The following is a 25740-nucleotide window of genomic DNA, read 5'->3' as shown; positions in this document are numbered from 1 at the left end:
AAAAAAGGAGTAAACGCTATGCCAAGTTTACGAAGTTATTTTATCGAAAAAGGAATTAAATGGTCGGTGAAAAGAGCCTTTCGAAAGGAAGTAATTGATAAGGGGATGGACGAGAAGCGGCAGATGCTAGATTCAGCTGCCAGGAGGTTAGGAAAACTTCCCGAAGGCTGTAGAGTTGAAAAACTTGAAATTGAAGGTTTATATGCAGAATGGATTTCTACAGGCCGGGCAATGGATGGAAAGGTCATTCTTTATTTACATGGAGGCGGTTATGCCTTCTGCTCAGCCAATACTCATCGTCCTCTAGCAGCAAGAATTGGGAGAGCGGCAGGTGTAAGGGTTCTGTTCCCTGAATATCGGCTAGCACCAGAGCATCCATTTCCAGCCGCCATTGAAGATGCGATCAATGTGTACCGATGGCTTATTCGTCAAGGCTATCATTCTAAGGATATTATTTTTGCTGGGGACTCTGCTGGCGGTGGCTTAAGTATAGCCGCAACATTGGTCTTAAGAGACCAAAATGAACCACTGCCAGCTGCAATTGTTTGTCTTTCCCCGTGGGTAGATTTAACAAGCAGTGGGGAAAGCTATAGGAAAAATAAAGAAAAGGATCCTTACTTAAATCTCGGTGGTGTGAGGAAAGCTGCTAGTATGTATGCAGGAACTGAAGCACTTGATCATCCGCTCATCTCTCCAGTGTTTGCTGAATACACAGGATTTCCACCTCTGTTTATTCAAGCAGGTAATCATGAAATCCTCCAAAGTGATGCAGAAAAGCTGGCTGCTCAAGCTCGTGCTGCAGGTGTAAATGTATCATTTAAGGTTTGGGATGGGATGTGGCATGTATGGCAAATAAGTGGTGATGTATTACCTGAAGCAAAAAGAGCTATTTATGAAATCGGGGAGTTTGTGAAAAGGACCTTCAGAAAATAGGCTTGAGCGGAAACTTGTCCGAACTTCTGTCAGCTTAGAATGACAAAAAGTAGGTGAAAAGTTGTTAGCGCATTGTGAATTATGTGAGCGTGAAGGTGTTGAGATTACCGAGCATCATTTAATCCCCCGAGAAGAAGGCGGTGGGAAATTAGCAAAAGCTAACCTTTGCATTCCATGCCATAAACAGGTCCACGCCCTATACACCAATAAAGAATTGGCCTTACGATTAAATACAATACCAGATTTAAAGAAGGATGAAAAAATTAGTAAATTCATTAAGTGGATCAGAAAACAGCCAGCGACCACCTTGATTAAAACAAAACGATCAAATGATAATCCTAGAAGATAAAAAGTGAAGGTGTAACAAGAACCTTCACTTTATTTGTTTTCTTCAGGTAACTCTTTAATTAAGACATTGGTAATCGAATGAGAGGAAATAGAAACGAGCCCAAGATTGTTGTTCGTTTCAATAATCGACCCCTTTTCTAAAAACTGATAACGTAATTGATCCTTCCATAAAAAGGGCTTGTAATCATCTTCCTTGTCAACATGGCTGATGGTATAAGACGTGTCACAAATCCGGAAAATATCTTTATTTTTCCTTTTAATAGAATTGAAACTGATCACTCCTTTCATAAGCACGCCCCATACACCAGAAAAGCTCATATTTTTAAAAGGGCTGCTGGTAAATTGATGAATGGGCAGGGACTTTCCACCTGGAAAAGTAACCGTTGCTTTTACCGCGGAAGCATAGTGTACATCGCCTGATAAAAAGATACACTCAGATGGTTCCCATTCTGCCACTTGGTATAGAAGCTTGGTAAAGCCTTCTCCGTTATACTTCCAAGCCTCAAAATCAAAGGACGTTCTCACCTCTACTCCAATTACCTGGAAAGGATAGACATAATCATGCAAAAAGGATTCAATCAGGCCCATCCCGTAAACTGGGGTAGCGGAAACAATTAATAAAGGAGTGTGCATCTTCCAACTACTAGATAACAGTTTGTTTGATATAATTGACCATCCTTGATCACTAAGGAGCTGGGGACAGGCTGTTGTCTCCTTTATGATATGGCCCAATTTTACTAGTTTTGGAGTTGTAGTATATTCCCGTTGTGTACGAGTATCTAAAAATACAGCTTTTGGATGGGTAGGTGCGACAAAATGCCACGAATGAAACTGCCAAAGACTGTTTACCCATTTTGCATGAGTGGATGAATGAAAGCTTCCTTTCCTGATTGTTTTAAAATACGATTCCATCAACTCGATGAAATTTTGATCAAAGTTATCAGGGTCATTACCCCACCCCTGGAAAGCCCAATAAGCGGAAAGACCGTTTGCGATTACATGTCTGCCAAGTGGTACTTCCCAGACGTTCTTTTTCCATTCTGCTGAAATGTTCCAATCATCAGTTAGGTCATGGTCATCAAAAATCATGTAAGTAGGGATGTTCGCAAGCAGTCTCCTTACGCGGTTAAGAGATGCTCGAAAAGACACTAGTGCTTCCTGCTGTTCATTGAATCGATTAAAAAGTTGGTTTAGTTCGAACCGATAATTTTTAGAATCGCCTTTCTCATTAGTAGATACGAAATGAATTAGCTTCCTTTTCTCCAATTCGTCGAAGCTTTCAAAAAAATGATTTGCTTGTGCGATATCCCAAATCTCGGGGCTCCATGACAATAAGTACATTGCAGCAAACTCACCAAATTCAATTAAATGGTTTTGTGCATGTGAAGAGGTGAATTGACAAAAGCTCTCCATGATAAATTGTCTGCCGGTTACCTGATCAAGGGCTGTACAAAATGGTTCTTGCTGCAAGCTCTTTTCAATGTGATTAAGAGGCTCTCTTTGACCTATTAACTCAGTACTAATCTTGGAAATCACTCTTAAGAGCGGGTCGGCAACATCATCCGCATAAATTTGGTCTCCCATGAGAAATAGCGAGTCAGGCCGGTTCCGGACATTAGCATGATGTTTATCAATAATGGAATCGGCATAAGCAAGAGTATCTTCACCATCGCCATGCAACTTTCTGCATGATCCATAAAAAATATGGCTCGAATTCTGACCACTCTTAATTTGAAAAGTTGGGTATTTGAGCTTCCCATAGACAAGGGAGCTTGGATGATTAGGATTAAGTAATTCAAGACTCTCAAAATCATCAAGTCTAGAATCATCGTTAAATCGCAAATTATATCCAATTAAGGTATCTGTGGGAAAAGATTCAGTTTGGGGAGTAATCTTAATTAAGTAGACAAAAAGTTGTTTGCCGATTTTCACTTTCATCGGCTGACAATTGGTATCAAGTTTATGATAAAGAAAGGATTGGGGCTCACTCCCTTTTTCTATCTGAAAAAAATCTGATTCTATTTGAACTTTTTTACTTGTTGCAATCCAAATATAGACACAGGTCGGTTCCACTCGCCGAACAATCGGACCAGCTAAAATCAATGGAAACTGCATTTTTTCCACCTCACATAGTATTGATACTATTTTATTCGGCGATGGAAAAAGACGTTCATTGGTCTGACACCATAAATATTTGTCAGTTGTAATAATATTGCCAATATTTAAACGAAGGCGACTATCTAAATGGATTTATAATAGAGGTGTGATATATATACATCCAGCCTGACTACACTATTCATGGCTGGTTTTTTTGTAATGAAAGAAGGAGGAGAATTGACATGAAGACTTTAATTGTTTATTGCTCATCCCATGGGACTACAGAAAAAGCAGTAGGATTATTAAGTGAACACATCGAAGGAGAGATTTTATCAGTTGATTTGAAAAGAGAGAAAACCATTTTCGATCTTATCAACTTTGATACCATTATTATCGGTGGTTCGATTCATGCTGGTGCCATTCAAAGAAAAATCAAACAATTTATTCAAAAGCATCATGATGTGCTATTAGAAAAAAATGTAGGACTTTTCCTATGTTGTTTCCGCGAAGGAGAAACCGCCATTCAACAATTCAATGATGCCTTCCCACAGGATTTACGAAAAAATTCTGTAGCCATGGGATTGTTTGGTGGGGAACTCCTTGTATCTAAAATGAATTTTTTTGAAAGAAAGGTCGTTAAAAATGTAGATGGAATTACGGCCGACCAATCTCATTTAGATATGGAAGCCATTTACAAATTTGCGACCAGGTTAAATCGATTAAAAAGCTTAGTCTATTAAACCAATCGATATTTCAACATAATAAAACTTATAAAATGACCTCTATTAGCACATAATGGAAAAAGTCTTAACTACAACATGAAAGAGGATTCAGATGAAGATTTGGTTTAATCGATGGTTTACAACAGTATCACATTATATTGATATGATTCGGGCAAACGAGGAAGATCGAAAGTTTATCATATATGGAACACATCCCAATAAGGATGCGCTATATTTACAAAATTGTGATTATGCCTTTGTGGAGCCTGATATATCTGGGGATGAATATATAGCTTTTTGTCTAGATTTTTGTCAAACACATGCCATTGATATTTTCATTCCTAGAAAAGAGAATGTCCTTATATCAAAACGGTTGGCAAATTTTGAAGCTATAGGGGTGAAGGTGTTAGTTTGTTCCGATGCAAAGCTTATGGTGACAATGGATAATAAAGCAGCAGCTTATCGGGAATTAGCGCGGGATAACCCTATCGTATCCATACCTGATTATGAAGTAGTCCATACGGTTGATGAGTTTAAGCTAGCATATGCAACATTGAGAGAGAAGGGTCATCAAGTGTGCTTTAAACCGGTAATCGGTGAGGGGGCTAATGGGTTCCGCGTAATTAAGGACCAGATTGAGTCGATCCATCAGCTTTTTAATCAAGGAATCGGACATCGGATTTCCTATCACTATGCGTGTGAAATATTAAGTCAGCAAGAAACTTTCCCAGAGTTAATGGTACTCGAGTATTTAGAAGGAAGGGAATATAGCATCGATTGTCTTGCTTCAAATGAAGGGCTGTATGCTGCTGTTCCACGCATGAAAGGGGAAGGACGAGTAAGGGAACTGGTTGAAAGTTTGGAGCTTATTCAAATTGCCCACAAATTTCATCACGAGTATAAACTGCCATATATATTTAATATTCAGGTGAAATACAACAATGGCATCCCAAAGCTGCTTGAAATCAATCCCCGAATGAGTGGAGGTATGCATATCAGTTGTTTATCCGGTATTAACTTCCCATACTTGGCTATTAAGATTTTATTAGGAGAAAAAATAGACAAATTGAAGCCAAGATTCGGAATACGTGCCAGTCATATTGAAAAAGAAATGATACTAAAATATGGGGGCAATGAAAAAGCCCAGTAAAAAAGAAGGTAGACTCTGCCTTCTTTTTTATTTACGAAATATTTTTCCAAAAAGTGTAACTTTTTTGAATGTTTATACGCTTAATAAATGTAGAGATACTTTGTCTTAAAGGAGGTTACCATTTGAAGCGTATCGTTCATTACATATTTAGAGCTTTATGCATTGTGATTGGCTTTGCACTTTTTCTATCCACACCATTCTTATTCGGTGAACATGAAGGGACCTTTGTTTTCTATAGCAAAGCTTTCATAACAGTTTTTACTAATAAACTTCATGACCTTACTCACTTTTATAAAACGGATTTTTTCATGGGGTGGATGAATACAGATATGCTCCAAAATTATTTGTATTCTATGAAACTATTTTTGGCCTCTACTGCGCTTACATTGGGAGTTGGATTTTTAATCGCAGCAATTGTCATCATGTCACCAGCTAAAATAAGAAGAAAGTTAAGAAGTGTAATTAACTTCAGTGAAGCGGTTCCTGATTTACTCGTCATTTTTGTGTTGCAAATTTTAGTTATTACCATCTACAAAAACACAGGGATTAAGCTGTTTCAGCTCTATGGGTTTACTGGCACTCCTTATTTTATACCAATAGTGATTATCTCTTTTCTTCCGACCTTCTTTTTAGCACAATTCCTAATCAATGCCTTTGGGGAGGAAATGGAAAAAGACTACGCTATTTTTGCTAAAGCAAAAGGGTTAGCATTTGCTAAAATTTACTTGATTCATATGTTAAGAAATATTTTTCCTATGTTAGTTGTTCAAATGAGGACGCTAGTCTGGGTTATTCTTTCTAATCTATTCTTAGTGGAATATCTTTTTAGTTTAAAAGCCTTTACTTCTTATATAGGAAACTTAAATACATTAAGTAGTGCGGAAGCGGTACTTGATATCATTCTTTTCACGATACCAATTATCCTAATTGAGGTACTCATTCGTCTATTATCAATCCGTTCAGGAGGTAAAGAGGAGGCTCTGTAATGAAAAGCTATAAAAAAACGATCATCGGTACAGGAATAATCTTTATCGTCCTACTGATGAGTCTCCTTTATCCTGTCTTTGGCCCAGAAGATTATAACAAGCAAACCTTAATTTATGATGATAATGGTTCAGTCATAGGAAAAGCACCTTTTCCACCATCTCTAAGTCACCCGTTTGGTACAGATGAAAATGGGCAAGATATAATGCTTATGATGATAGACGGAATGAAGGTAACCGTACTTTGTGCTATTCTTGTTACGGTTTTACGGGTCATTTTTGGCGGGTTAACCGGAATCATCTTTTCCTTTTGGCTCCCGAGGGCTGTTCCTTATTTTAAAGACTTATTTATCGGGTTTAGGTATGTTCCAACCCTGATTATTGCAATAACGTTTATGAGTCCAATAGCATCTGCGACCAATCAACTTCCAATGATGTACACAATGATGTTTCAAATATTTGTTTTATTTTTAGTCGCTTTTCCTACTGTAACTCTCTCATCGTTAGAAATAGTCAATGATTTAAGAAAGCGAACGTTTATTGAAAGCTCAAACTTAATGGGAGCTAATAACCTCTTTCTAATACGGCGTCATTTATTACCCTATTTTAAGTCTTATGGTCTATTAATGATGGTTCAACAGTTTTTAGCTACCCTCGTCTTAATTATGCACCTAGGTTTATTTGAATTTTTCTTAGGTGGAGCAGTTGCTGAGGGGATATTTGGCTATGATACTCCTCCGAGAGCCGCATCTCTATCAAACGAATGGTCGGGGTTGATTGGGCAGAATTTTGAGGTATTTGTTCATTTTCCTTGGATTGTCCTTTGTGTCATGCTAGGCTTCTTTTTCCTAATTGGTATTGTGAATATGATAAAAAAGGAATTAGAGGAGAAAATGAAGCAAGATTATATTATGGTTAAAAAGAAAAAGGAAATTGTCGCAGAAGAAATACAGAATTCAAATAAACATACATTAAATTCTACATCATTTGTATTTGTTAAGTATCCTCATAAAGACTCAGTTCAACATACAATTCATACAGGAAGAAATGGTAAAAAGGTAGCGGTTGCAATCATATCAGCCGGTATAGCAGCTTCTCTATTTATCATTCCGTTTATGGTAGGGGAGAAAAAAGGCGTGAACTTTGCAGCAGATAAGAAAGATCGTGCAGTGACTGCTTCAACAAAAGCGAGCGCTCCTGTTAAAGTCAAACCAGTTCAACCAAACCTGGAAGAAGAAAAGAAGAAAATGGAATTAGCTAAAAATTTTAACTTTAGTAAGGTAAATAACAAAACAGAGGATGAAGTGAAGGAAGTGTTGGGAGAACCAGAAAAATCAAGAAAATTAATTCTTACTTTTGAAGGTGATCTCAAGGTTCCTGCGGTGTCTTATTCTTATGGTAACAGTCGGGTGGAAATTATTTTTATTGAAGGCAGTGCCAAAATAATGACTCTGTTTCCTGCTAGTTATTGTGATTACTTTAAAGGGTTAAGCCAATGTCTCGCTGGAATGGGAATTAAAGCTGATAAATTTGAGATTAAGGGTCAGACAGAAATGCAATCAAAAATCAAACATGCCTATAATGTCAGTGGTATGGAATTCATTGAGGTTGAACGCTATACGATGGGAACAAATCCGGAGATAGCAAGAATTATGGCGGTGACCGAGAAGAAATACAATCCCATTATTAATATTGACGTTGATTATTCACAATGAGTTTGAACGGTTACTGATACGAACGGGCAGGATACTTGAAGAAGGATTTACCGATGTACTTGAAGAATATCTGTCAATATTGATATTTCTGGGGTGAATCCTATGAGGTCTGAAAAATACTTTAATAAAATAAACTATACTGGTTATCACTTTCACGAAGAATGCTGGGAACCAGTATATTATTGCTTTCTTGAAACAATTTGTGAAGAAAGAATAGACGGAAGTTGGGATGTTTTCTTAGATGAACCATTAGATGATTATGAAAATAATTTCCTAATAATAGAAAAGGGTTACAAAGACACACCGACAGGTTTATTCCTTTTCAATGGAAAAGACAAGGATGATGTTGCTTATAAGGTTAAGGATTGGGTTGCGAACGTCCTAGGTAGATTGAGAAACGAGAAAAATCGTTAATAAAGGAGATATTCTTATTTAACTAATGGGGCGTTTGTTAAGCAAGGGGTGTTTAAATGAAACAATTTGATGCAGTTAAAATTATAAAAGATAACCCTATTGAAGGTATTTATAAAGGGCAAATTGGGACAATTTTAGAAGTTTACGATGATAATCACTTCGAAGTAGAGATAAGTGATAATAATGGAATAACGTTATTCTTAGGTGCATTATCACGAGATTTTCTTGAGGTGGTTGTTTAACTAAAGGGGGCGAGAGTTAAAGAATGGGATGGCTGTGGCTATCCCATTTTCTTATTGTGCAAACGGGGCAGTTTAGTTGAACTAGAAATGTTAAAATAAAGAAAAAAGAGGGGTTAATGTAAATGAAAATGATAATAGTTTTTTGGGTAGTTCTTTTTGGGGTAGTAATTTCTGGATGTGGAAAAACGACAGATGTATCAACCAATACTTCCCCGCAAAGTTCGAAGCAAAAAACAAAAATAACAGAAACGACATCACAAAGTTCGAAGCAAAACACAAAACCGGCAGTGAAAACATCGCAATGTAAAAGTTCAACATCTTCAGAAATACCACAGGCGAGTGATAATATCAGTGGTGTTTGGCTGGCAACAGGAAAACAGGATGGGGTAAGTAGCACTTGGTACTTTAACAATGGGCAATTAACAGTCAATTACGTGTACCAGTTTTCTTATTTAATAGAAAAGAATAAAGATTCTCATGGTTATACTGTTGTAACGATAACAAATAAAGAAGGCAAAAAACATGCTCTATTATTGAAAAGAAATGGTAGTAATTTTGACGGTAGAACTGTTGAAGGTAAGGCTTATGAAAATTATTTAGCTGATGGAACGGTTCCGAATGGACAAATTATCGAATATATATATCAACAGAAACGGGAAAAAGTTGTTTCCCAAAATACTTCTCTCGAAGAAATGGAGCATTTAAAGAAGACGCTTAGGACATATATATTTGATACGTATATGCCTGGTCCTGATTATGTTTATGCAAAAGGTATTAACTGGTCTGAGAATTTTTACGATAATTTAACCGCTAATGAGATTTGGAATGTAATAGAGAAATTTAAGAAAATAAATAACGGTGAAGAAGGAACTCTGTTCGAACAAGCCCAATACCTTTCTCAGAATGCACCCATAAATGATAATTGGAAAGAGCTATTTTTAGAGAACTGGAATAACAGTTATTATAAGGAAGATAAAATAGAAAAATTAATTGATAGAGGTGATTCGGTAGAGGTATATACCGATTCTTTACCTTATACGGGCGAAAAAGATAATTATCCATTTGTAACATTAGATAAAAGAACTGGTTCTTGGCACGGATAGATTAAGGAGGCTCGCCGACCCCTATTTTTAAAAGAAAGTATAAAATTTTCACCTACTACAGTTTGATAAAATAAGTTATGTTTTTGAGGGAACCCTCTTCAACTAAAGGGTGCAATAGTAAAAAAGGCAGCGTTGCCTTTTTCACTCTAACTCTAAAAGTATTTTCTATAAAATTCTCTTCTAATGTTTCCTCTTAACTGAGCATAAATCCTAGTGGTCTCGCTTTTTTCGTGTCCTAGTAAACTTTGAATGACATCGAGAGGAGCTCCGTTGTGCAATAGGTGAGTGGCATAGCTGTGGATGGATTTCTTTGATGATCCCTGTACGACATGATATTTGTTTTATGATGTACCTCATCTGCCCAATACTCATTCTATGTGGGTGCCGTTCAGTAACAAAAATAGATGGATCTTTATCTTGGCGAAGGTCTAAGTATCGCTTCAGCCAGATTTCACAGCGTATATTAAAGTAGACCTCCCTTTCTTTATCCCCCTTCCCAAGAACAATGGCAGAACGGTTAGACCAATTGATACAATTTTTATACAATGAAACAATTTCTCCTATTCTACAACCTGTTGAAAACATAAATACAAACAATGCCTTTTCCATCGGAGTAAAACAGGCTTCCCTCAAATGTTCAATTTCTCTCTACGTTAGAAATTTTGGAATCCGTTTCCACTGTTTAGGTTCTTATATTTTTGTTGCTGGGTTTTTGGGTAAGTTTCGTTCCTCGTGTGACCAAAGAAATAATGATTTTATAAATCGAATTCGATGAGCCAAACTTGAAGGCTTTAGGTGTTCACTGGATTTTGCTAAGTATCCTTTCAGTTGATCAGTCGTCAATGACTCAATATCCACATCATTAAAGTGTTGAATCAGCAGCTTTGATTGGAGCTTATATGCATTTAATGTCTGAGGAGAGAATCCTTCAATCCTTTTGTCCGATTCATATAATTCCCAGGCTTTTGATAATAACAAAGTATTTCCTCCTTTTTGGATCTATTAGAGGAATTATTGCCCTGATTGCAGAAATGAAAACGTTAGGTATTGATCTATCGATGCAGGATAGTTTAACAAGGAGTGTTAAATTTTTATATATTCTTGTAGGGAAAGATTTTCCTTCGATAGTGGTAAATTGAATAAGTTTAATCAAAAAGAATGTCATTCTTATGGTAGAATTATACAAAAAGAGAAAACAAAATAAAATTGAACTATGTTCGCTTTGTTTTGTTTGGGGGAAATTTTGAAAAGCAACGATAAGTATAAAATAAGTTTTATTAAGACATTTGTAATTATGGTTATTTTACTTTTAATAGTTATGAATTTAACTCGACCTTCTAATGAAAAATTAGATAGTTGGATTAAAAACGAGTACGGTCTCCAATGTAATTATAAAGGCTTAGTGGGATGTATTAAAGATAATAAGAAAATAATTCATAGTTCTCAACTTAGAAATATAGGTATTTTTGCTTCTTATGAAGTAGAATTAGACTATGAAAATGATAAAAAAACTACTATTAGAATTCTTGGTGTTTTCGGCACCATTTATAAAATGAAAGATGGGGTTTTGTGGGAGATACTTAATTGATCACTCTGATGAGCTAAGAAGGCTATTTGTTATAGCTGAGATTTTAACATTTTTTGTGGCCCTTTGTTTCCATAAATATTTGCAAAAGACAGCCTCTAGTTATATAACAAACTTCCCCATAATGCAGATGCCTTCTCCAACTATTTGGCAGGATAGTTCAATAAGAATTCATTCTTTGTAAGCAAATGTGTACCAGTAATTGGTACAATATTGTTAAAAAGTAAATAGAAGAAGGCCGCTACATAATGACGTATCCTACTTGTGTTCGCTCTAAGCAGCCTATAAAAGTTAATAGTTATAGATATGATGTATTTGAAAATATGTACTGGATTTGTTTCCATTATGAGTTTGAACACGGTTTATATGACCCTGATGACCCTAGTTGTCCAACTTTAGCTCTAATCAAGAAATTTAGAAGTTAAGGCTAAACCTAATTACCGCGAAAAAGATCTTCCTTGAACGATTGATGAAACGAAAATAATCTAATTCGAGCAAAGTATACACTATCGACTATGTTTCGAATCAAAATAAATGGCTGTTTTCGCAAACATTGTTGTTTTTCATCACTTTTTTTAAAAAACATAAGACTTATATTACGATTAAGGGGTTTTGATTTTGAAGAAGTTTCAACAATTCTTAATTGAACTTAGCTTTGGTTTAGTTCTATTACTCAGTCTTTTTCATGTTCCTCCTTTATTTCATAGCGATTGGTTTCAAGAAGGAACGAAAAGCCATTCCTATGCGTTAGGAATTGCTTTATTGGGAACCTACTTGATACGATATCTATTTAAATTAATGAAAAATCGACCAAAGAAGTAATACATAGTACGAGGAAATTAATCAGTAAATATTTAGGCGCTTAAGGCACTAAACTTTCATAATAATGACGGACAACAAAAGTACCCAACGCATAATAGTTGCTGGTTGCACTTTTATTAAAGTTATAGACAAAGTATGTTTTGTTGAACTAACGAATGAGAGAGTTTAATAAAGAGTCGCTGTGGCGACTCTTTTCTTGTTCCACTAACGATGCAGGTGTGCGGCCGAGCCTAGGTCGTATCATATAGCGGGTGGGATTCCCGCCGAGTAAGAACTAGCCATTCGCTCGTAGCGAGTCTTGAAGGGCTAAAGGTAACTTTAGTCTTTAAGCGTAGACAGTTAGGTGGCGGGCCGAAAGCCAAATGGTTGAAGGGATTGAGCTCCATAAACGTTAGTAAATCGAGAGGGCTGATGCCTTACCTGCGTGCAGAAAGCTACATTTTATCCTTCGTCAAAGGCAAGAAGGGTAAAACCTCTCTGGAGTCAGAGACCTTGGCACGTCACACATTGATATGATAGGCAACTCGGGAGACCCTACCGGTCTTTTCTATTGAAGAGTATGGTCTACAAGCGATAACAAGCAAGGAAACCAAATGCCGATTGTAGGGAGTCGGATAGCAGCGTAGTACCAATGAAGTTGGGTAATGCCGATGGAGGAAAGGCTAGCTACCAGTTATCACCCTTACTAGGGACACATTTACTACACACTGAGGTAGGTATAATAAATGGAAACAAAACTACTAAGGATAGCAGAATTAGCAAAATCCGAGCCTAAAATGAAATTCACATCTCTTGCACATTTATTGAATAAGCAATCTCTAATACAGTGTCATCATGAACTGCCTAATAAAAAGGCAACTGGTATTAATGGAACGACAAAAGAACAATACTGTGACAGCCTGGATGAAAACATAGAGGACTTAGTAAGTAGGCTTAAAAGCAAAAGTTATCGTCCTGTTCCAGTAAGAAGAATGTATATTCCAAAGCTCAACTCAAACAAGAAAAGACCATTGGGAATACCGGAACATGAGGATAAAATTGTTCAAAGAGGCATTACGAAAATACTAAATGCCATCTATGAAAATGACTTTCTAGACTGCTCATTTGGGTTCCGTCCAAATAGAAACTGCCACGATGCGCTGAAAATACTGAATAAATATATTGAGAAGAGCAGTAAGTTATGTAGTTGATGTTGATATTAAAGGCTTCTTTGATAACGTTGACCACAAATGGATGATGGAATTCTTGAAACTCCGTATCACTGACCCTAACCTACTGAGAATAATCAGCAGGTTTCTTAAAGGTGGATACATGGAGGAAGGTAAGAAATACCAGACAGATAATGGTACACCGCAAGGTGGAGTAATATCTCCGATATTAGCCAATGTCTATCTCCATTACGTTCTTGATCTATGGTTTGAAAAAGTGGTTAGGAAACAATGTAAAGGACAGGCATATATAGTAAGATACGCAGATGATTTTGTTTGTTGTTTTCAGAATAAAAGTGAAGCCGAGCAATTCTTCCATTCATTAAAAGCGAGATTAAAGAAATTTAACCTGGAAATAGCTGAAGATAAAACTAAAATAATTCCCTTTGGACGGTTCGCTGAAAATAATGCAAGGCGAGAGGGAAACAGTAAACCAGCTACCTTTGATTTCCTAGGGTTTACCCACTATTGCGGGAAAAGCAAACAAGGGAAATTTCGAGTAAAACGAAAATCTAGCAGGAAGAAAGTCCGAGGCAAACTAAGAGAATCTAAAGAATGGTTGAAGACTAATAGAAATAAAGATATTCATACAATTATGGATAGATTTAAACGCTCACTTATAGGTTATTACAACTATTATTGCATCACGGATAACACTCAAACTGTTAACAACTTCAAAGAGAAAATCGAATACTTACTATTTAAATGGCTAAACAGAAGAAGCCAAAGGAAGTCCTTTACATGGGATAAATTTAATCTTTTTCTTCGTAAATATCCACTTCCTTCACCAAGAATCAAAGTAAACATCTATGAACTTAGAAAAGAGATTAGCTACATTCTGTAAATGATGACTAGGAGGAGCCGTGTGCGTTAATAGCGCAAGCACGGTTCTGTGAGGGGGAGGAGTACAATTTACCGTAAGGTAGAAGGCTCCCTTCTACTCGACTAGTTGAGGAAGGGAAATGGTTAATTGGAGCGAAAATACAGTAGGGAATAAACATAATATTTTTGTATAAGGAGAAAAAATGACAGATAAACCGATTGTTTTAGTTGCTAGTGTTTCAATAATTAAAGATGAAGAAGTTTTAATGATTAAAGAAAACAAACCCAATGTAATAAATAAATGGAATTTTCCAAGTGGACATATTGAAATGGGAGAAGACATTCCTTATGCAGCCAGGAGAGAAGTGAAGGAAGAGACGGGATTAGATGTGGAACTTACATATACAACTGGTGTTTACAACTTTATTAGCAGTTCTAAAGACCAAGTTATTATGTTTCATTTTGTAGGGCAGGTTATTGGGGGTTCAATAAATCTTGAAGAAGATGAAATTATAGACAGTGCCTGGGTGAAGGTAAGTGAATTAGTAAAGGCGGACGATGATAAACTTCGCAATCCGAGTGCTATAAAACAAATAGCAAATTGTCTTGTTACAAAAAGTTACCATCCCATTAGTGTATTCCATAAACAAATTAAATAAGAGTCCTTATTCAACAAACGGGGGCAAGAGTTTAACAATGAGGTGCAGAGGCAGCTCATTTTCTTTTTGTGCTAACGGGGCAGTTAACTTTAAGAAGGTTTAATTGACATTTCGATAATTATGTTATTATAAAGAGAGATATTGGGGGGATATAAAATGAAGTTTTTCATAAATTTGTTACCTTTGATTTTGGTGATTTTAGGGGTTCTAAATTATATGTATTTTGCTAAAGACATTGTTTTAACTGTTGTATTTTTATCTCTAGGTGTTACAGTTTCGATATTTAATCTGATAAAAAAGAAATATATGATTGCTTTATTAAGCATTGGAATTGTTATAGGTTTGATAGGATTATTTTCGCACCTGGTCAATTCGGGTATATAAAATTTTTCTTATTAAAGTAACAGGGACTTTTGTTAAGTATGATGATCGTTGCGGTGTCATTTTTTTCTTGTTGAATGGGTCAGGTTTGTGGAAGAACAAGGATTAATGAGTGGACAATTGAAACTATTAGCTATAAACGTATGAATAGTATTCAAAATGAAGGAAGGGTTAAAATTCGAAATGAAAAGCAGGGATTGTTTAAGATGTCATCAAGAGATGACAGAAATATGGGTGAATCCAGGTGGAGGAGCTATTATAATTGAAGAGGCTAAAAAAGGTTTTGTGAAAAGAAAGACTTCAGGAGTAGATGGTTTTGTATGTACAAAATGTGGTCAGGTAGAACTCGTAGCACGTAATCATGAAGTTTTTAAAGTCGAATAAAAGGGTCAGTGCTGCCAATGTAGGCAACTTTTCTTGTATGAATAAAGGGGCATTGTAACAAGAAATGTACATAAACAAACGGGTGCGTTGATCCAAGAAGGGATTGACGCTTTTTATGTGGAAGTTTTTGTACTAACGATGCAGTTTAGTTTAAGAAGGATTATCTGGAAGTATCTTGAATAAGTATGTTATAGACCTTTCAGGAGGAATCGGATGAAAAAAGAACTAGAGATTTTGGGATATGTTTTATTTTGTTCAGGTATTTTCTTATTTGGTTTAATGCACCTTTCAATTGCAATGTATATTCCCAATTTGAATTGGTCTGACCCACCAGGCAAACTAGCATCAGCACTTAATCAAATTATAGGGTGGGTTACCTATACAATAAGTATATTATTAATAATAATAGGCGGGTTTATTGTTGTTCAAAATTTGATGAAAACAAAGGCTAGAGGAAAGTAAAAAACTAATCGTGTGTGTGTCGTTGCGTTGATCCAGGAAGGATTAAACGCCTTTTTTATTGATTCCTTATTGTACAAACGGTGCAGGAAAGTTGAAGAAGAATTCCTACATAAAAAGGATATTAAATCCTAAATAAATTCCCACAAAAGACTGGAGGTACTTAATTGTTGCCCTCATTTAAAGGTAATAATAATTTTTCCTTAATATTAAATCACGTTAACCAAACATTTAACCAGGTAATTTGTTCAGGGGCTGCTGTATATGTTATTCATAATGATTCGATTGTTTTAGAAGAATATATTGGGAAGCACTCGAATAAACCAAACGCACGGAAAGTGCAAAAAGATACTCAATTTCACGTTGCATCCGTACGAAAAAGTTATATTGGTTTTGCAGTTGCATATGCTGTGTATTACGGTTACATACAAAGTATGGATGATCAAGTATTAAAATACCTTCCAGAATTAGAAGAAGCCATTTGGAAAGATACTACAATCAGACATTTATTAACACATACCCACGGACTAAATCATAGGGCGGAAACTGTCTTTCGTGAGTACCCCGTCGGACAAAATTGGACATACAGACAGGTTGGAATAGATGCATTAACTAAAATTGTCAAGACGACAACTGGAAAATCAGTATCCGATATTAACCACGAACTTGTGTTTACACCATTAGGTTTTTCTGAATCGAATTGGTATGCCCACAAGCACCAAAAACTTGTTGAAGTAATCCTTAGTGGTGAGGGAGATGGAAATTGGAAAACTCCCGAAAGCATAGAGGGCGACAAGATGAATATGTATGTGTCGGCACGTGAATTGGCGTTTTGGGGTTATTTACATCTTAAACAAGGAATTATAGATGGAAAACAAATTGTTCCAAAAGAAATTATACAATTAGCTACATCAGTTCATAGCCCAAGAAATATAGATAAAGACTTACCGCAAAATGGTTTCTTATGGTTTGTAAAAGAATTACCTGCCAAGAAATCTGAGATAGGTGAAAGGGTTCCTAAAGGTTCATACCAGATACTTGGTTATACTGGTGTTACTTTATTAGTAATCCCACAAGAAAACTTGGTTGCTGTTCGAATGTTTAATAGTTTTGGTTCACCAGAAGGATATGATTATTTATCTGATGTCAGGTCTTTCGGAGATACTATAATGAGTTGTTTATAAAGAAAATTAATTGATGTATGACGAATTCACTTTTTTCAGGTGCTTGATTTAAATTTTATTAGAAAAAAGTTTGTGAAAGAATGTACTTAAACTAAAGGGGGCGTTAGTTCAACAAGCTACAAAAAATAGATATTTAAAAATGGCTCAGTATGAAACTGAGCCATTTTATATTTAATTGCAAAAACAGATACAAATGGCAGTACAAATTCAGCTACATTTGTGTTTTATTTACGATAGGAAACGGAACACATTAGTTTTTACCCGCTCTTTTTTGTTGCAACCTTATTTATAGAATACTTTATCGGTATTGTATTTAGCGTGAAGCGTATTAATAATATAGGTTTCATATATTTCTCTTTCCATCGGATCTTCGATTACACAGACTGCAATCTTATATACCTCATGGCGGTGAAGTTTGATTGGGGATACTTGATCCTCAAAGTGACGTTTTACGCGTGGTCTTAACTTTCTTGCCTTACCAACAAACAAAAGTTCATCATTGGCATTAAAAAATAAGATAATCCCACCTTTATCTCTTGGAATCTTATTGTAATTTGTAAATCCATACTCACTGCTTAGAGGTGCTTCTACTTGTTCTCCAACTTGATTTGATTTTGTAATCACTATATCTGGATTTGGTATTTCAATTTTAATCATAAAAAATTCGCTCCCTGCTTAAAATAACGGTCATTCCGTTTTGCTAACAGTTTATTATAGCATAACCTGTAAACCACAAACAAAAAGGGTTTAATTTTCTTTTATAGAGTTTTTGTTATAATGAAAGAAAAAAATCTAGTAAATAGGTGGAATTGTTGAATGCGATTGATTGTTAAAACTCAAGTAATTGCCATAATTGTTTCTATTTTGTGGCTTCTCTATGTAAATATAATTGCTTATTTTGATCAACCAGAACGTGCACTCCAATATATTAACTATTTTGTATATGGGTTGGCGTTTCTTGTGGGGATGATCTATTTCCTATTGGCCAAATATTTTATTGGTGGAAATTGGTTTGCTCTACTAATGGTAGTGATTCCGTTTTTGCTGATTTATCAGCCAGCAGTCCTACAGATTTCATTAAGTTTTATGGCTAATGGAAATGGGGCTGTAGTTAAATTTATCTCTCTGTCTACTGGAACTGTCCATCTCATCGCTTTGATCGTAGGATTAGCGATTGGCGTTATGTTTTCTAGACCCGCGTTCAAGAAATAAAACGATAAAAAGAGGTTTGACTCTAAGGCAAACCTCTTTTGCCTTTTATGGGGTGTAGTCAACATTTGCTGTGTAGTTATTGGCAGCATTCCAAAGGAGAAATTCCTGGATTCCTTGTGCATGCAAAGCCCGTATTTGATCTTCAATTTCCTGCTTACCGTAAACTTTAAAATTCCCTTTCCCAAGCCATGTAGCGGTGAAATCCTGGAGCCATGGCCTTGATGTAGGAGGGGAGGCCAATAATTTCAATCGGGCCTTTTCAATTTTCGCATACCCTTCAACCAATCGATAGGGTTCCAAATCAGGCTTAGCAATTCCGAAATTCCCATTCCAATGGCTAGGATAAATCATAGCTGAAATGACATCTACATGTTCAGCAATTTTTGAGAAGTTTTGTCCAATCCCACTTGCTTCTGGAATGACAGTGGCGTTCCCAAAGGTATCGACAGACATTTTAACCTTATAAGGATATAATTTTTCCCTAGCGTATTGAACAAAACTTGTTACAGCTGCGACCCGGTTACTCCCTTCTTTTTTACCCATATAAGAAAGAGGTTTCTCAATCGTTTCAAACTTTTCGGGAAATCTTACGTAATCAAATTGAATTTCCTTAAAGCCAAGGTTGACTGCTTCAATGGCCATCCCAATATTATAATCCCATACTTCTGTTCGAAATGGATTGGTAAACGAATCTCCACGCGAGTTCTTCCAGATTCCATTAGAAGTCTGAAAACTCCAGTCTGGGCGAGACGGGGCTAAAACATTATCTTTAAAAACAACAATTCTAGCGATTGGATAAATATGATGCTCATTTAACGTCTGAATAAGTACTTTTGGGTTTTTTATATATGGTTGACTAGCAACGTAATAGGGTGAATTTTTTTCGGGAATGAAAGTCAAGTTGCCGTGGTCATCCTTAATATCAATTACCATCGCATTTAAATCGGTTTGGTCGACGAGATTCAGTAACTTATTAAACTGAGGACCATTCGTGTTGGATGCTTTTACATAAATGCCCCTAATAGGTTCTTTTTGTTGTTTACTACTAGCCAAAACTGGCTGATTATAAAAAAATATAAATGAGACAATTAATAATGCGAAAATTTTTTTCACATGCTCACCCCTAATTTTTTTATTATGGTTTACATGCTTAAAGGAATTCATTCCGCTTAAAAAAAAAATGAACCTTATCCATTCATTTTAAATAGTGTACACTGAAATGGACATAGCAGTTAGAAGGGACGAACGTAGTGTGGAAGGAAAATGGCTGATTGCCGATCGGGACTTAAATGAAAGAGAAGGACTAAAATGGTTATTAAAAACTTCATCCATCCCAGTAATAGACATAACATTGGCAGCTGACTTTCAGGAGTTTATTTTAACGTTCGAAAGAGAATGTCCTGATATTGTATTATTGGAGCTGGATATGATCAGAAAAGAGGAATGGTCTACCTTCCGTGACCTCATGCATATCTATGATCCTATCCTACTTCTAACTAGCGCAGAGGCGACATTCGAAAGAGCTCGTCTGGCTATTGAAATGCAGGCTCTAGATTTAATGATTAAACCTTTTTCAACAACCAAGGTGAAAACAGCCTGTCAAAAGGCATCACGAAAACTGGGGAGAAAAGCCCCATCTATACCTAGAATAGAGATTTATAAAGATCTCTCATATGAGGCTTTATTTATACCACAAACATCTGACACAGAAAATTTCCATATGGCTGCTTTTCAATCTGAAAGTATAGGAATGGTTAGCACATTACATTCCTTTTTAACTGATTATCCATTCAATGATTTACAAGGGAGCTTTGTACTGACCGATATGGTGATTCTCTTGTTCAAAGAGAAGTGTCAAAATAGTACGGAGCAATGTCAAAAAGCCATGAGGAAATGGGAAGAGGAGTTCTCAGATCCACTTGGAATAGTTGTCTACAGTGATCAATACTCAACTAAAACATTGAATGAAAAGTATTTGGAAGTCAGAAAAATGCTTGATTTTACCTATTATAAAGGATACCGGCAGGTTGTAGAGTTCAAGTATTCACTAGACTGGGAACACGTGGATCCCTTTTTAGCACCGCCTGAGCAAAGGGACTGGGTTGAAATGCTCAATGCTCTCGATATAGAAAACATAAAGAAGTGGTTGTATGATGAATTTCTACAATTAAAAGAACCCTATCCTGATCCCGGGTTAGTCAGAATTAGACTAACAAGTATCCTAGCGCAAATCAGACGGTTTATGAAGACGTACCAGCTAAATGAAGATCTCATTTGTGAGAGGGAATACCGGACGATCTTCAATTCGATCCTTTATGATACTGTACTTTATCGGACCGTACAAAATTTGATCTTATTTATTCAAAAGATATTTCATGGGGCAGAATTGATGTCCCAAAGCTTCAAACAAGATCCGATTGAACGTGGAATTTCCTTTATGGAGAGTAATTTTTCGAAAAGCAGCCTCAGGCTGGAGGATGTCGCGAATTATGTGGATAGAAATCCTTCCTACTTCAGTCATTTGCTGATTACGAAAATGGGATCCAGCTTTACAGAGTTGTTGACAAGGATTAGGTTGAAGGAAGCAAAGCGGCTATTAATAGAAACTCGAAAACCAGTTAAAGAAATTGCCCTTCAGGTTGGATATCAAAATGCAAATTATTTTAGCAGAATGTTCCGTGAAGCCTTTGACATGTCACCACGGGAGTTTCGTATGCAAAAAATGAATAGGGGTTAAATAGGAGACTCGGTTTTCATACTGGGTCTTTTTTGTTTTTAGTCTTGTTGGTTTAAGTTTGGACAGACTTGGTCTTGGAACCAGCAACACTGTCAGAAGTATAGTCATCTTCGGACAGACTCGTGGAAGGAACCAGCAACACTGTCAGAAGTAGAATCATCTTTGGACAGACATGTGCTTAGAATCAGCAACACTGTCAGAAGTTGAATCATCTTTGGACAGACTCGTGCTTGAAACCAGCAACATTGTCAGAAGTTGAATCATCTTCGGACAGACTCGTGCATGAAACCATCGACACTGTCAGAAGTAAAGTTATCTTTGGACAGATATCGTGTTGGAACCATCAATATTGTCGGAAGGAGAAACAGGTTTAGACACTATCGCTGTGTTTCTACCAAGATTATAGCTTCCCAACAAAATAGACTCAATTTGATTGATAATAGATATAATGCAGTTTTCTATAAATATTATATCTTTGTAAAGGATTGTCCAAAATAATTATATCTATAATATAGAATAATTATCCCTTATCTAATATCGTATTCGTATTTTTCAGAAGATTTTATTTTTATAATAAAAGTAGAATATTAGATAAGGGAGTGGAATGAATGGAAACCAATACAGCAAAATCAAGAGTAATAAAAAATTATAAAGGGACAGAATTACACGCTAAGGGCTGGATTCAAGAGGCTGCACTTCGCATGTTAATGAATAACCTTGACCAGGATGTCGCTGAGAGACCAGAGGATTTAGTCGTTTATGGTGGCATAGGAAAAGCAGCACGGAATTGGGAATCTTATGATGCAATCGTGAAAACATTGCTTGAATTAGAGAATGATGAAACCTTGTTAATTCAATCTGGAAAACCAGTAGCTGTATTTAAATCTCATAATGATGCGCCGCGTGTCCTGCTCGCAAACTCCAACCTTGTTCCAGCTTGGGCGAATTGGGAGCATTTCCATGAGCTTGATAAAAAAGGTCTGATGATGTACGGACAAATGACCGCAGGAAGCTGGATTTATATCGGAAGCCAGGGAATTGTTCAAGGGACATATGAAACGTTTGCTGAACTGGCCCGTCAATCCTTCGCTGGAACCTTAAAACACACGATTACTCTAACAGCAGGTCTTGGCGGAATGGGCGGAGCTCAACCGTTAGCAGTCACAATGAATGATGGCGTGTGCTTGGCTATTGATGTGGATGAAACAAGAATCGACCGCAGATTGGAAACAGCGTACCTCGATGTTAAAACAAAGGACTTGGATGAAGCTTTAAAAATGGCACGTGAAGCTAAAGCTGATGGAAAAGCGTTATCGATTGGTTTACTGGGCAATGCAGCTGAAATTCTTCCAATTATGATTGAAAAAGGCTTTAATCCAGATGTGTTAACAGATCAAACTTCTGCACATGATCCGTTAAATGGATACGTCCCAGTTGGGTTTACATTAGAGGAAGCGGCAGCACTTCGTAAAGAAGACCCTGCGAAATATGTGAAGCTCTCTAAACAAAGCATGGCCATCCATGTGAATGCAATGTTAAAGATGCAGGAAAAAGGGGCAATCACCTTTGACTATGGAAACAATATTCGTCAGGTAGCAAAAGATGAAGGGGTAGAAAATGCATTTGATTTCCCTGGTTTCGTACCTGCGTATATTCGACCACTATTCTGTGAAGGAAAAGGTCCTTTCCGCTGGGCGGCATTATCAGGAGATCCAGAAGATATTCGTAAAATTGACGAAGCACTACTTCGTGAGTTCAAGGATGATGAGCACCTCTGTAAATGGGTAAAGATGGCACAGGAAAAAATCAGCTTTCAAGGACTACCGGCTCGTATCTGCTGGCTTGGCTATGGAGACAGAGCGCGCTTTGGAAAAGTGATTAACGATATGGTCGCTTCAGGTGAAGTATCAGCACCAATCGTTATTGGCCGTGACCACTTGGATGCAGGTTCGGTTGCATCACCAAATCGTGAAACAGAAGCAATGAGAGACGGTAGTGATGCGGTTTCCGACTGGCCGATTTTAAATGCCATGATCAATGCAGTCGGTGGGGCTAGCTGGGTTTCACTTCATCACGGTGGCGGTGTTGGAATGGGGTATTCTCAGCATTCCGGTATGGTAATCGTAGCAGATGGTACAAAGGATGCAGAAATCCGTCTTCAAAGGGTACTTACGACAGATCCTGGTATGGGTGTGGTTCGCCACGCAGATGCTGGCTATGAGCTTGCCATTACAACGGCAAAGGAAAAAGGCATTAAAATGCCAATGCTGCAGCAGGACTAATTCAGAGACTGAGAGGATGATAGATTTGAGTAAAGCAGTTTTTATCAGAAATGCTTCTCAGCTTGTGACATTAAAGGGGAGTTCTTCAGCTCCCCTTGTAAAAGAAGCGATGTCTGAGCTAGGCATTATCGAGAACGGAAGCGTGTGGATTGAAGAAGGAGTGATTCAGGCTGTAGGGAAAGATGAAGAACTAATCAAAACGTTTGCTGGTCGAATGCATGAAGCCGAAATAGTGGATGCAAGTGGCAAGCTGGTAACTCCGGGACTCGTCGATCCACATACACATCTTGTTTTTGCAGGAAGTAGAGAGAATGAATTCAATATGCGCTTGCAAGGGGCAACATACATGGAAATCATGAATGCAGGTGGTGGAATTCATGCAACTACAAGACGGACACAATCTGCCACACACGAAGAGCTTTATCAGGAGAGCTTTGAACGTTTAAATCAATTTTTGCGTCACGGGGTTACAACAGTGGAAGCGAAAAGCGGCTACGGAATGGAATGGGAAACCGAGCTGAAACAGCTAGAAGTGGCCAAACAGTTGAATGAGCATCATGTGATCGATGTGGTAGTCACGTTTATGGGCGCTCATGCCGTTCCAAAAGAATATAAACAAGACCCAGAGGAATTTGTGCGTTTGTTAGTAGAAGAAATGATCCCGAAGGTGGCAGAGCTGGGACTTGCTGAATTTAATGATGTATTTTGTGAACATGGGGTGTTTACACCAGAACAATCCCGCAGAATCCTTGAGGCAGGTAAGCGTTATGGGTTAATTCCTAAAATCCATGCGGATGAAATTGAGCCGTATGAGGGAGCTGAACTTGCAGCAGAAGTGGAGGCAATTTCAGCAGACCATTTATTAAGAGCATCAGAAAAAGGCATGAAGGCGATGGCGGATAAAGGGGTTGTCGGAGTGTTACTGCCAGGAACAGCCTATTTCTTAATGGCGGAATCTGCTAACGGGCGAAAAATGATTGATCTTGGGGTCCCTGTGGCACTGTCGACAGATTGCAATCCGGGTTCTTCACCAACGGTTTCTATGCCATTTATTATGAATCTTGGATGCTTGAAAATGGGGATGACACCAGCAGAGGTATTAACAGCCGCAACAATTAACGCGGCACATGCCATTAATCGTGGAAGTGAAATCGGTAGTCTAGAGGTAGGGAAAAAAGGGGACGTAACAGTGTTTAATGTGGGGAATTATATGAAACTCCAATACTCTTATGGTGTGAACCACACAGATACAGTTGTGAAAAATGGTCAGGTGGTTGTTAAGGGAGGGCAATTAGTTGAAAAGCTTTCTTTATCCTAAATTGAATCCGCCAAGCTTTACTTGGGTAAGACCAGACAACGGGGATAGGACGGAGAAGGTTCATGAGTGGATTCAACCGCTGACTGCAGACTCGGATCCTGAAAAATGCAAGGACGCCGATTTTGTAATAGTCGGAGTACCTCTTTCCCGTTCATCAATTAGTGCGTCAGGAGCATCTGAATTTCCAGATGCTTTCAGGCGTTTATGGAAAGGCTTTACTACTTATAATCTTGACGAAGATATCGATCTTGCTGAAATGACGGCGGTGGATGTGGGGGATGTTCCTATGCATGTAACCGATATCCGAAAATGTCATGACAATATCATTGCGGCTTCTAATGCACTGCATCAGCATTTCGACACATCCACAGTGTGTGCAATTGGCGGCGATCATTCGATTACAGCTATGATGGTAAAAGGTCTGCATCATGCTAAACCACAGAAAAAAATAGGCATCCTCCAGTTTGATACCCATTTTGATTTAAGGGATCTAACTGATAATGGGCCGTCTAATGGGACACCGATGAGAAATCTGATTGAAAGTGGGACGGTAGAACCTAGTAATATGTACAATATCGGTCTTCATGGTTTTTTTAACACGAAAGACTTGAAGCAGTATGCCGATGAAAAAGGCGTTAACTATTTCACACTTCGTCAAGCACGAAAAAAAGGGATTGAAGAAACGGTTCGCCACTGTTTGCAGGAATTAGAAGCCAAGGTTGATACGATTTACTTAACCGTCGATATGGATGTTCTAGATATTGCCTATGCACCAGGAGTACCAGCATCAACGCCTGGCGGTATGACAACAGCAGAACTACTAGAAGGGGTACTAGCAGCTGCCAAACATCCAAAAGTAAGCAACATGGACATCGTCTGCCTTGACCCACTTAAAGACACCCAAGTTCAACCAACAGTCAAACTTGGCACACACGTATTTTTGACCTTTCTAACAGGGGTAATGTTGCGATAGGTGTGTA

At 37.4% G+C, this 25740-nt stretch carries 25 protein-coding genes and 2 pseudogenes; 22 read left to right on the top strand and 5 right to left on the bottom strand.

Going from position 1 to position 25740, the window contains the following annotated elements; translation table 11 throughout:
- Window positions 1-18: 18 nt before the first annotated feature.
- Together RCG25_RS15115 and RCG25_RS15110 are read left to right on the top strand one after the other, a co-directional pair.
- Window positions 19-933: an alpha/beta hydrolase gene (locus RCG25_RS15115; RefSeq protein WP_308079649.1), complete on the top strand. Its 915-nt coding sequence runs from the start codon at window positions 19-21 to the stop codon at window positions 931-933.
- 61 nt (window positions 934-994) lie between these two features.
- Window positions 995-1282: an HNH nuclease-like protein HlpB gene (locus RCG25_RS15110; protein WP_308079648.1), complete on the top strand. Its 288-nt coding sequence runs from the start codon at window positions 995-997 to the stop codon at window positions 1280-1282.
- Between the two features lie 29 nt (window positions 1283-1311).
- On the opposite strand, the gene RCG25_RS15105 is transcribed toward RCG25_RS15110, so the two are convergent.
- Window positions 1312-3396 carry a metallophosphoesterase family protein gene (locus RCG25_RS15105; RefSeq protein ID WP_308079647.1) on the bottom strand — a complete coding sequence of 695 codons (2085 nt, stop codon included), beginning with the start codon at window positions 3394-3396 and terminating at the stop codon, window positions 1312-1314.
- Window positions 3397-3620: 224 nt separating this feature from the next.
- On the opposite strand from RCG25_RS15105, the gene RCG25_RS15100 reads away from it, so the two are divergent.
- The 7 genes from RCG25_RS15100 (at window position 3621) to RCG25_RS15070 (ending at window position 9707) form a co-directional block, all read left to right on the top strand.
- Window positions 3621-4118 (top strand): flavodoxin domain-containing protein, encoded by a 498-nt coding sequence (locus RCG25_RS15100; RefSeq protein ID WP_308079646.1) that lies wholly within the window; start codon window positions 3621-3623, stop codon window positions 4116-4118.
- Between the two features lie 94 nt (window positions 4119-4212).
- Entirely contained in the window at window positions 4213-5250 is a 1038-nt protein-coding gene (locus RCG25_RS15095) for an ATP-grasp domain-containing protein (RefSeq protein ID WP_308079645.1), read from the top strand.
- A 122-nt stretch (window positions 5251-5372) separates the two neighbouring features.
- Complete coding sequence (locus tag RCG25_RS15090; RefSeq protein ID WP_308079644.1) at window positions 5373-6236, top strand: ABC transporter permease subunit; 864 nt, start codon at window positions 5373-5375, stop codon at window positions 6234-6236.
- Complete coding sequence (locus tag RCG25_RS15085) at window positions 6236-7948, top strand: ABC transporter permease (RefSeq protein ID WP_308079643.1); 1713 nt, start codon at window positions 6236-6238, stop codon at window positions 7946-7948. The genes RCG25_RS15090 and RCG25_RS15085 overlap by 1 nt, the downstream gene beginning before the upstream one ends.
- 102 nt (window positions 7949-8050) lie before the next feature.
- Window positions 8051-8362 (top strand): hypothetical protein, encoded by a 312-nt coding sequence (locus RCG25_RS15080; RefSeq protein WP_308079642.1) that lies wholly within the window; start codon window positions 8051-8053, stop codon window positions 8360-8362.
- A gap of 56 nt (window positions 8363-8418) precedes the next feature.
- Complete coding sequence (locus tag RCG25_RS15075; RefSeq protein ID WP_308079641.1) at window positions 8419-8604, top strand: DUF4926 domain-containing protein; 186 nt, start codon at window positions 8419-8421, stop codon at window positions 8602-8604.
- A gap of 122 nt (window positions 8605-8726) precedes the next feature.
- A complete protein-coding gene (locus tag RCG25_RS15070) occupies window positions 8727-9707 on the top strand; it encodes a hypothetical protein (RefSeq protein ID WP_308079640.1) in 981 nt (326 codons plus the stop codon).
- A gap of 152 nt (window positions 9708-9859) precedes the next feature.
- Here the strand turns inward: RCG25_RS15070 and RCG25_RS15065 are convergent.
- Window positions 9860-10685, bottom strand: a pseudogene (locus RCG25_RS15065) (tyrosine-type recombinase/integrase).
- Between the two features lie 265 nt (window positions 10686-10950).
- Here RCG25_RS15065 and RCG25_RS15060 point away from each other — a divergent pair.
- The 8 genes and pseudogenes from RCG25_RS15060 (at window position 10951) to RCG25_RS15025 (ending at window position 17211) form a co-directional block, all read left to right on the top strand.
- Entirely contained in the window at window positions 10951-11295 is a 345-nt protein-coding gene (locus RCG25_RS15060) for a hypothetical protein (protein ID WP_308079638.1), read from the top strand.
- Window positions 11296-11910: 615 nt separating this feature from the next.
- A complete protein-coding gene (locus RCG25_RS15055) occupies window positions 11911-12114 on the top strand; it encodes a hypothetical protein (RefSeq protein ID WP_308079637.1) in 204 nt (67 codons plus the stop codon).
- A 725-nt stretch (window positions 12115-12839) separates the two neighbouring features.
- Window positions 12840-14166 (top strand): annotated as a pseudogene (gene ltrA / locus RCG25_RS15050) (group II intron reverse transcriptase/maturase).
- 181 nt (window positions 14167-14347) lie between these two features.
- Window positions 14348-14803, top strand: a complete 456-nt coding sequence (locus tag RCG25_RS15045; protein ID WP_308079636.1) for an NUDIX hydrolase — start codon at window positions 14348-14350, stop codon at window positions 14801-14803.
- 156 nt (window positions 14804-14959) lie between these two features.
- Window positions 14960-15187: a hypothetical protein gene (locus tag RCG25_RS15040; protein ID WP_308079635.1), complete on the top strand. Its 228-nt coding sequence runs from the start codon at window positions 14960-14962 to the stop codon at window positions 15185-15187.
- A gap of 216 nt (window positions 15188-15403) precedes the next feature.
- On the top strand, window positions 15404-15568 hold the full coding sequence (locus RCG25_RS15035) for a hypothetical protein (RefSeq protein ID WP_308079634.1): 165 nt from the start codon (window positions 15404-15406) through the stop codon (window positions 15566-15568).
- A gap of 213 nt (window positions 15569-15781) precedes the next feature.
- Window positions 15782-16030 (top strand): hypothetical protein, encoded by a 249-nt coding sequence (locus tag RCG25_RS15030; RefSeq protein ID WP_308079633.1) that lies wholly within the window; start codon window positions 15782-15784, stop codon window positions 16028-16030.
- A gap of 164 nt (window positions 16031-16194) precedes the next feature.
- Window positions 16195-17211, top strand: coding sequence for a serine hydrolase domain-containing protein (locus RCG25_RS15025; protein WP_308079631.1), 1017 nt, complete (start codon window positions 16195-16197; stop codon window positions 17209-17211).
- Between the two features lie 282 nt (window positions 17212-17493).
- Here the strand turns inward: RCG25_RS15025 and RCG25_RS15020 are convergent, their stop codons facing one another.
- Both RCG25_RS15020 and RCG25_RS26105 read right to left on the bottom strand, forming a co-directional pair.
- Window positions 17494-17868, bottom strand: coding sequence for a nucleotide excision repair endonuclease (locus RCG25_RS15020; protein ID WP_308079629.1), 375 nt, complete (start codon window positions 17866-17868; stop codon window positions 17494-17496).
- Window positions 17865-17945, bottom strand: coding sequence for a hypothetical protein (locus RCG25_RS26105; RefSeq protein WP_374121081.1), 81 nt, complete (start codon window positions 17943-17945; stop codon window positions 17865-17867). Before RCG25_RS26105 ends, RCG25_RS15020 begins: the two co-directional genes overlap by 4 nt.
- Window positions 17946-18027: 82 nt before the next feature.
- On the opposite strand from RCG25_RS26105, the gene RCG25_RS15015 reads away from it, so the two are divergent.
- Entirely contained in the window at window positions 18028-18423 is a 396-nt protein-coding gene (locus tag RCG25_RS15015) for a hypothetical protein (RefSeq protein WP_308079628.1), read from the top strand.
- A gap of 45 nt (window positions 18424-18468) precedes the next feature.
- Here RCG25_RS15015 and RCG25_RS15010 read toward each other — a convergent pair whose 3' ends face one another.
- On the bottom strand, window positions 18469-19536 hold the full coding sequence (locus tag RCG25_RS15010) for a putative glycoside hydrolase (protein ID WP_308079627.1): 1068 nt from the start codon (window positions 19534-19536) through the stop codon (window positions 18469-18471).
- 106 nt (window positions 19537-19642) lie between these two features.
- Here RCG25_RS15010 and RCG25_RS15005 point away from each other — a divergent pair, with 106 nt between their 5' ends.
- From RCG25_RS15005 to RCG25_RS14990, 4 genes are all read left to right on the top strand, one after another.
- Window positions 19643-21160: a helix-turn-helix domain-containing protein gene (locus RCG25_RS15005; protein WP_308079626.1), complete on the top strand. Its 1518-nt coding sequence runs from the start codon at window positions 19643-19645 to the stop codon at window positions 21158-21160.
- A 608-nt stretch (window positions 21161-21768) separates the two neighbouring features.
- On the top strand, window positions 21769-23442 hold the full coding sequence (gene hutU, locus RCG25_RS15000) for a urocanate hydratase (protein ID WP_308079625.1): 1674 nt from the start codon (window positions 21769-21771) through the stop codon (window positions 23440-23442).
- A gap of 25 nt (window positions 23443-23467) precedes the next feature.
- Entirely contained in the window at window positions 23468-24760 is a 1293-nt protein-coding gene (gene hutI / locus RCG25_RS14995; RefSeq protein ID WP_308079624.1) for an imidazolonepropionase, read from the top strand.
- Window positions 24738-25733: an agmatinase family protein gene (locus tag RCG25_RS14990; RefSeq protein WP_308079623.1), complete on the top strand. Its 996-nt coding sequence runs from the start codon at window positions 24738-24740 to the stop codon at window positions 25731-25733. The genes hutI and RCG25_RS14990 overlap by 23 nt, the downstream gene beginning before the upstream one ends.
- Window positions 25734-25740: the final 7 nt, after the last annotated feature.

Source organism: Neobacillus sp. PS2-9, assembly GCF_030915525.1.
Taxonomy (GTDB): domain Bacteria; phylum Bacillota; class Bacilli; order Bacillales; family Cytobacillaceae; genus Neobacillus.
The sequence above is the reverse complement of the archived record's forward strand: the minus strand, read 5'-3'. Positions and strand labels throughout refer to the sequence as shown.